Source organism: Ruegeria lacuscaerulensis, assembly GCF_013031245.1.
Classification (GTDB): Bacteria; Pseudomonadota; Alphaproteobacteria; order Rhodobacterales; family Rhodobacteraceae; genus Ruegeria; species Ruegeria lacuscaerulensis_C.
The window spans coordinates 1-6,151 of sequence record NZ_WPZL01000075.1; the positions used below are offsets into that span (position 1 = coordinate 1).

Consider the following 6,151-nt stretch of genomic DNA (forward strand, 5'->3'; position numbering starts at 1 on the left):
TGCAAACCCACAATGGCACATCGAGGCCAGCGGGGGCGTCTACACCTTCAAAACCAGAAAACAAAATCAAATGTTTTTTGTACAGCGCTTACTGGTTCGGATGTCTCACCGCCAACTCGCATATCATGTCGACATGTGCTTCCAACCAGTCGTGATCTAGTTGAAGACCAGCTACAAATTTCCGGAAGTAAGGAACCGCAATTGCCACTTCAACAATTTGAGGGATTGGAGCTTCTTTGCTGATCTCGCCCCTCTCTATGGCCGCAAGGAAAACCGATTCCACATCTGCGCTTCGATCCTTGATCCAGTTTCGCAACAGGCCGCGTGTTTGTTCTTCTGTTGCTGCAACGGCGATGACCTGCGGTGCAATCTTTCCCCACGGGGATTCGGTTAGCGCGGTCATCAGATTCCCAAGTATCCAGGTCAGATCGGCCTTCAGAGGGCCGTTTGTGCGCGCTTGACTGTTTGGTCCCGTTGCCGCCCGTGCTATCGCAGCGTTTCTTAAGTCGTCAACTTTGGGCCAGTGCCGATAGAGTGTGCTGCGGGAAATTCCCGTCGTATTGCTGATCGCGGCATGAGTTACCGCCAGCAATCCTTTTTCTTGCAGCAACGCAAGGGCTGCTTGGAGGGCCTGCGCGCGCGTAGCGTGCAAACGGGGGTCGGGCGATCTGTCCATGGCTCTGATCAATAAGCTAAAAATCGGAGTTTGTTAAACACAATGTCTCGCAATAGTACATTGTGTTGCATAGCAGTACATTTTGTACTATAAAGCGGCAATCGGCTTGCAACAAGAACCTCACTAAAACAACTGGAGGAGAGACACATGAAACGAACGAGTATTCGATCACTTGCTGTTGCTGCGCTGTTGTCGATAGGGTCGACAATAACACTTCACGCCGAAGAACCCCTCGCTTACACCAACGAGATTGCGACTGGCGTTTACAGCTTCGGCGGAGGCAATGGTTATCATTCAATGTTTATGGTGACAGATGCAGGCGTCGCTGTATTTGAAACAGTGAATTCCGAACACGCGCAGGCCCTACTTGCAGCCATCCGTGAAGTGACCGATCAGCCGATAAAATATGCCTTCCATAGCCACAACCATTGGGACCATTCCAGTGGGGGCAAGGTGTTTCAGGAAGTTGGTGCCCAAACAGTTATGCATGAAATGGCTGGAGCCTGGCTTGAAGCAAATCCCGGGCGAGATACTTCTCCGCCCAACGTAATTTGGGAAGGCGACAAGCACGAAATTACCCTTGGTGATAGCACCATCGAACTCCACTATCTTGGTCTCAATCACGGCCTTGGCATGACTGTGTTTACTCTTCCTGAGACACGTACAGCCTACATAGCCGACTTGGTTACACCCAATCGCGTGATGTTCTCTATTGTCCCAGATTTCAATATCGGCGAATGGGAACGCACGCTGGGTGAAATTCTTGAGCTTGATTTCGATGTTGCGGTCTGCTCGCACAACGAGCTTCCTGCGGAGGAAGTTCCTGGTGGCTGCACAAAAGCCCATGTTCAAGAAGAACAACAATTCATTTCTGACGTGCGTAACGCCATCTTTGCGGAATTTGAAAAGGGCACAGAGGCTTTTGCGATTCCAAAAACGGTCAAGTTGCCCCAATACGAGCACTGGGCTCACTATGACGACTGGCTAGAGCTAAGCATCATGCGAGTCATGCTTGACCTGTGGATGGGTCCATACCCGTGGGTTCCGGAAAGTTGATCTAAGCCAAATCGTCACTTCCAGCCGTTACACTGGCTGGGAGTGTCCTCTGTCCCGCGGAAAGTTGAAAAATTATGTTAATCCCTCAAACGAAAAACGTATTCGCGTCGCTTTTCATGATGGTGGTCGTGTCCGCTGCTGCCATGGCCGAAGTCCTGCCGATCCGTGAGACTCCGATCCCACAAACCACGAATGGGGTTCCGCATGTCCAGATCGGCGTCGACGCGGTGCCGGAGTTGTCAGAGGCATTGCTGGCGCACGTAAGCGAATTGGCTGGGGTCGATCTTGGAGCCACGCGCGTTTCGCTGCCCGGCGCCGTGGGATTCCAGTTGCAAGATGACGTAGCTCTTGCGCATCCCGAGGTCATCGTTGGTGGACGAGAGTTTGCGCATCTTCATCCAGACGGCAGTCTTCACGCATCTCTTGACCAGGATTTGGCTCGTTCGGCAATACAATCCGGCTGGGCTGTTGCGCATCCATGGTCGACGGAGCGAGAAGGGTGGGAGGGCTTTGTCATGATCTTCACCCCGACGAACAGAGACGAACTTGACGTGGTAATCTGGCTGGTCGAACAGTCCTACGAATTCGTGACAGGTCGACAGCTTAGACGGTGAAACAGCCTAATCAAAGTTTAGACATTCGCTGCAGGACCAAGAGTCAGTCGTTATGGGCTCGATCCGAACCACTGCTGCGGCGCGAACGTAGGTCTAGTCCGAATTGGCGAACGGCACGTGCCGCCAGCCAACGTGGTTCAAAGGTCTATTTACTGGTTGTGATGGCTTCCATCTCCAATACCCACCAGAGGAGAGATCAGGGGATGTCCATTCCATCACAACCTCCGGCACATGTGCGGGTTCAAATCGTTCAGATCCGCCTCGGCTACTTTGGATGGCATCGAGGTCGTCAACATGATCCGAGGGGCAATTCCACAGCACCGCGACGTCTGGCTTTCGGCTATTTGCCGAGATCGCAGGACAGGTGTGTCCAGTAAGTCGCTGACTCTGGCCGTTCCAAAAGTTTGCGACACATCTTTTCAGAGAATCCCAAGCAACAAATGAACCCGCCGAAGCACCTATTTGCTATCCCAACTTGGCTGCTTTCCAATCCGCTCCAACAGGAAATCCATGAAGACCCGAACCTTGGCGGACAAGACGTTTGCTTTCGGATAGACAAGCCACAACACAGATGCGTCAGTCACCCGATAGTCTGGCAAGACCTGAACAAGACTGCCTTCCGACAATTCACGGTGGACGCTCCAGAGCGAATTCATTGAAATACCCGCTCCAGCCATAGTGGCGAGTTTTTGGCTGAGCCCATCGTCAAAAGTTAGCTGACAGCGGGCCGCGCGGGGATCAAAATCTCCTGATGAGCCGTCAGTACTGGTGAGAGGACGCGGCTCCTGATCTCTGAATGCGATCAAATCATGATCCACCAGATCGGATGGCTCTGCCGGTGCCCCACGCTGGGCCAAATACTGAGGAGAGGCACAAAGCGCCCAATACCTAACTCGATCCAGTGCCATTTGCCCAATAAACTGGACTAACAAATTGCGTTTGGACATGTGAAAGAACTCACAAATAGGTCGTGAGGTAATCAGTCCAGGTATCCGGAGGCCGCAATCAAGTCAGCAGTCGCACCACTGCAGGCCATAGGCACATCATAAACAACGGCAAGCCGGCTCAAGGCTTTGACATCAACGTCATGGGGATGAGGCGACAATGGATCTGTGAAGAAAATCAAAAGATCAATCTGTTCTTCTGCGATCATTGCTCCAATTTGCTGGTCACCTCCGAGTGGACCGCTCTTTGTTACGTTGATCTGGAGTTGAGGGCATCTCTCCTGAATAATGCCACCAGTCGTCGCTGTAGCAAAAATCTTGTGGCGTTTCAGTTTGGTTTGGTTGTTGAAAACCCATGTGGCAAGAATCTTCTTCTTCAGATCATGCGCGATCAGGGCAATGCTCTTGGGCTTCGGTTTTGACACGACCCCTATTCCTTGAGTTGCGAGGTCAGTTGCGCTCGGCTCTCGATCTCTTTCCAGTTTTTCGAGGCGACCAAGTCTTTGGGAGCAATCCATGAGCCGCCGACACACATAACATTTTTCAGACTAAGGTAGGATTTCGCGGTTTGCGGAGTGATCCCCCCCGTGGGACAGAACATCGCCTTTGGTAATGGTCCACCCAGTGATTTGAGCGCGGCTTGCCCTCCGCTGGCTTCGGCGGGGAAGAATTTCTGTGCCGTGTAGCCCTTTTCCAACAACGCCATCACCTCGCTTGCGGTGGCGGCACCCGGTAAGATCGGCAAATCCTCGGCTTCGCAAGCAGCTAACAGAGAATCCGTCGCCCCCGGCGATACTCCGAACGCCGCACCCGCTTGCTTTGCCGCTCGAACATCCTCCGGCGTTCGTAGAGTACCCGCGCCAACCACAACATCCTTGATCGTAGCCATCGCAGAGATCGCCTTTAGCGCATCAGCGGTGCGCAAAGTTACTTCAAGCACACTGAGCCCACCGGCTAGGAGCGCTTGCGCGAGTGGGACTGCATCTTCCGCGCGTTCAACTTCCAAAACCGGGATGACGGGACATAGCCGGCAGATTTCCAGCACTTGCTCGCTTTTTAGTTGGGAATGATGGCTCACATCTTGCCTCCCGCATGCTGAAGCAATGCAAGCACAGCCTCACGTTTTGGGATCGACTTTGCAGCCCCATGACCTTGAACGGACAGGGCGGCTGCTGAGGCGGCAAAGATTGCGGCTTCTGAAACAGTGCGACCCTCGATCAATTGCGAAAGAAATGTGCCATCGAAACAGTCTCCGGCACCGCTCGCATCGACGGCTTCAACCTTCGGCGCAGGAATGTGTCGCACCTCATCCTGAAAGGACACCAGAACACCCTCTTCGCCCATAGTCAGAGCAATGATCGATGGACCAAGATCCTTATAATATCGGATAATGTCGACAGGCTGTTCCAGACCCGTCAAAACACGTGAATCGTCGAGTCCTGGCAGCAGAATGTCCACTTTTTTGATGGTTTCCAGAATGACCCGACGGGCTTGCTGTAGCGGCCAGAGTTTTAATCGTAGATTTGGATCATAAGACACCCGTCCGCCGCTAAGTTTTGTTTTCTCAATAGCTTTTTCCGTGGCCGCACGAGCGGTCTGGCTGATCGCCTGCGATATGCCCGAAAGATGGACAATCGGGACATTTTGAAAGATCGCGTCGCGTAGGTGCTCTGGTCCAAGCTGTGATGCCGCCGAACCGGCGCGGCGGTACTCAAAATGGTGCTCGCCTTTGTCGTGAGTGATGAGATAGAGACCGGTTTGGCCATCAGGCAGCGTTTCAACGTAGTCATCATTGACGCCTTCCATGCTCCAGAAGTTCCGAATCTCAGAACCGAATGGATCATCACCAAGAAAAGACACAATTGCTGAACGCACGCCCTGCCGCGCGGCCGCAACTGCCACGTTGGAGATGTCACCTCCAATACCAGACTGCCATTGACCCGGCCCGACGTTGCTCAGCTCGAACAGGGGTTCTCCGACACAAATGAGATCTATTTTAGCCATTCCAGTGCTCAATGGTTGTTGCGCAAAGAGTACCTGCGCGCGATGTCTTGGTACTCGGGAGCACCTTTCATCACCATGCCTTCCGAAAACTGCGAAACAGTGTTTCGGAAAATATCCTGCCAAGGTGACTGGCTCTCCGGGACAGGGTAGCCGCCGTCGGCATCAAGCTGCTCGCGCCGTTGGGCAAATTCCTGCGCCGTAAGAAGCGCATTGACCGTTCTTTCGCGCAGATCCACACGAATTCGGTCACCGGTTCTTAGAAATGCAAGGCCACCGCCATCTGCGGCTTCAGGCGACGCATTCAGGATTGAGGCTGATCCCGAAGTGCCCGATTGCCGACCATCTCCGATGCAAGGCAATGCGCGAATACCCTGCTTTATCAGGTAGCTCGGCGGCCGCATGTTAACCACTTCGGCACCGCCAGGATATCCTTTTGGTCCGGCCCCCCGCATGACCAGAATGCAGTTTGCATCTATATTCAGAGCGGGGTCGTCGATCTTTGCGTGAAAGTCTTCGGGCCCGTCAAAAACGATTGCGGGTCCTTCAAAAGCATCAGGGTTTGCAGGATCTGACAGGTATCGCTGACGGAACTCTGCGTCGATAACGGATGTTTTCATCAGCGCACTGTCAAACAGATTGCCTTTGAGGTTCAGAAAGCCTGCATTGGAAAGCAGAGGGTCAACTACGGGTCGGATGACGTCGCGGTTGGTGGCAGTTTGCCCAGTATAGTTTTGGGCCATCGATTTTCCGTTCGCGCCTTTAGTATCTGGGTGCGGCAGTAATCCGGCTTCCAGCAACTCTGTGATCCTCCCCCTCTGAAGTGGTCCGCCGTTATGGTTAAGAAAACGGAGGAACCA

8 protein-coding genes are annotated in these 6,151 nt (G+C 53.2%); 2 read left to right on the forward strand and 6 right to left on the reverse strand.

The window, feature by feature from the left end:
- Positions 1 to 88 precede the first annotated feature (88 nt).
- Positions 89 to 676: a TetR/AcrR family transcriptional regulator gene (locus GOX66_RS25130; RefSeq protein ID WP_272871555.1), complete on the reverse strand. Its 588-nt coding sequence runs from the start codon at positions 674 to 676 to the stop codon at positions 89 to 91.
- Between the two features lie 147 nt (positions 677 to 823).
- Here GOX66_RS25130 and GOX66_RS25135 point away from each other — a divergent pair, with 147 nt between their 5' ends.
- Entirely contained in the window at positions 824 to 1,732 is a 909-nt protein-coding gene (locus GOX66_RS25135; RefSeq protein WP_170766594.1) for an MBL fold metallo-hydrolase, read from the forward strand.
- A gap of 74 nt (positions 1,733 to 1,806) precedes the next feature.
- A complete protein-coding gene (locus tag GOX66_RS25140) occupies positions 1,807 to 2,346 on the forward strand; it encodes a luciferase domain-containing protein (protein WP_170766597.1) in 540 nt (179 codons plus the stop codon).
- Positions 2,347 to 2,804: 458 nt separating this feature from the next.
- Here the strand turns inward: GOX66_RS25140 and GOX66_RS25145 are convergent, their stop codons facing one another.
- From GOX66_RS25145 to GOX66_RS25165, 5 genes are all read right to left on the reverse strand, one after another.
- Positions 2,805 to 3,293, reverse strand: a complete 489-nt coding sequence (locus GOX66_RS25145) for a LysR substrate-binding domain-containing protein (protein WP_170766599.1) — start codon at positions 3,291 to 3,293, stop codon at positions 2,805 to 2,807.
- A 32-nt stretch (positions 3,294 to 3,325) separates the two neighbouring features.
- Positions 3,326 to 3,715, reverse strand: coding sequence for a methylglyoxal synthase (locus tag GOX66_RS25150; RefSeq protein ID WP_336509533.1), 390 nt, complete (start codon positions 3,713 to 3,715; stop codon positions 3,326 to 3,328).
- A 5-nt stretch (positions 3,716 to 3,720) separates the two neighbouring features.
- A complete protein-coding gene (gene eda, locus GOX66_RS25155; protein ID WP_170766604.1) occupies positions 3,721 to 4,368 on the reverse strand; it encodes a bifunctional 4-hydroxy-2-oxoglutarate aldolase/2-dehydro-3-deoxy-phosphogluconate aldolase in 648 nt (215 codons plus the stop codon).
- Entirely contained in the window at positions 4,365 to 5,417 is a 1,053-nt protein-coding gene (locus GOX66_RS25160; RefSeq protein ID WP_237212785.1) for a sugar kinase, read from the reverse strand. The genes eda and GOX66_RS25160 overlap by 4 nt, the downstream gene beginning before the upstream one ends.
- Positions 5,303 to 6,151: IlvD/Edd family dehydratase (locus GOX66_RS25165; RefSeq protein WP_170766606.1), on the reverse strand; the 849-nt coding region annotated here is incomplete at its 5' end. The genes GOX66_RS25160 and GOX66_RS25165, both read right to left, overlap by 115 nt.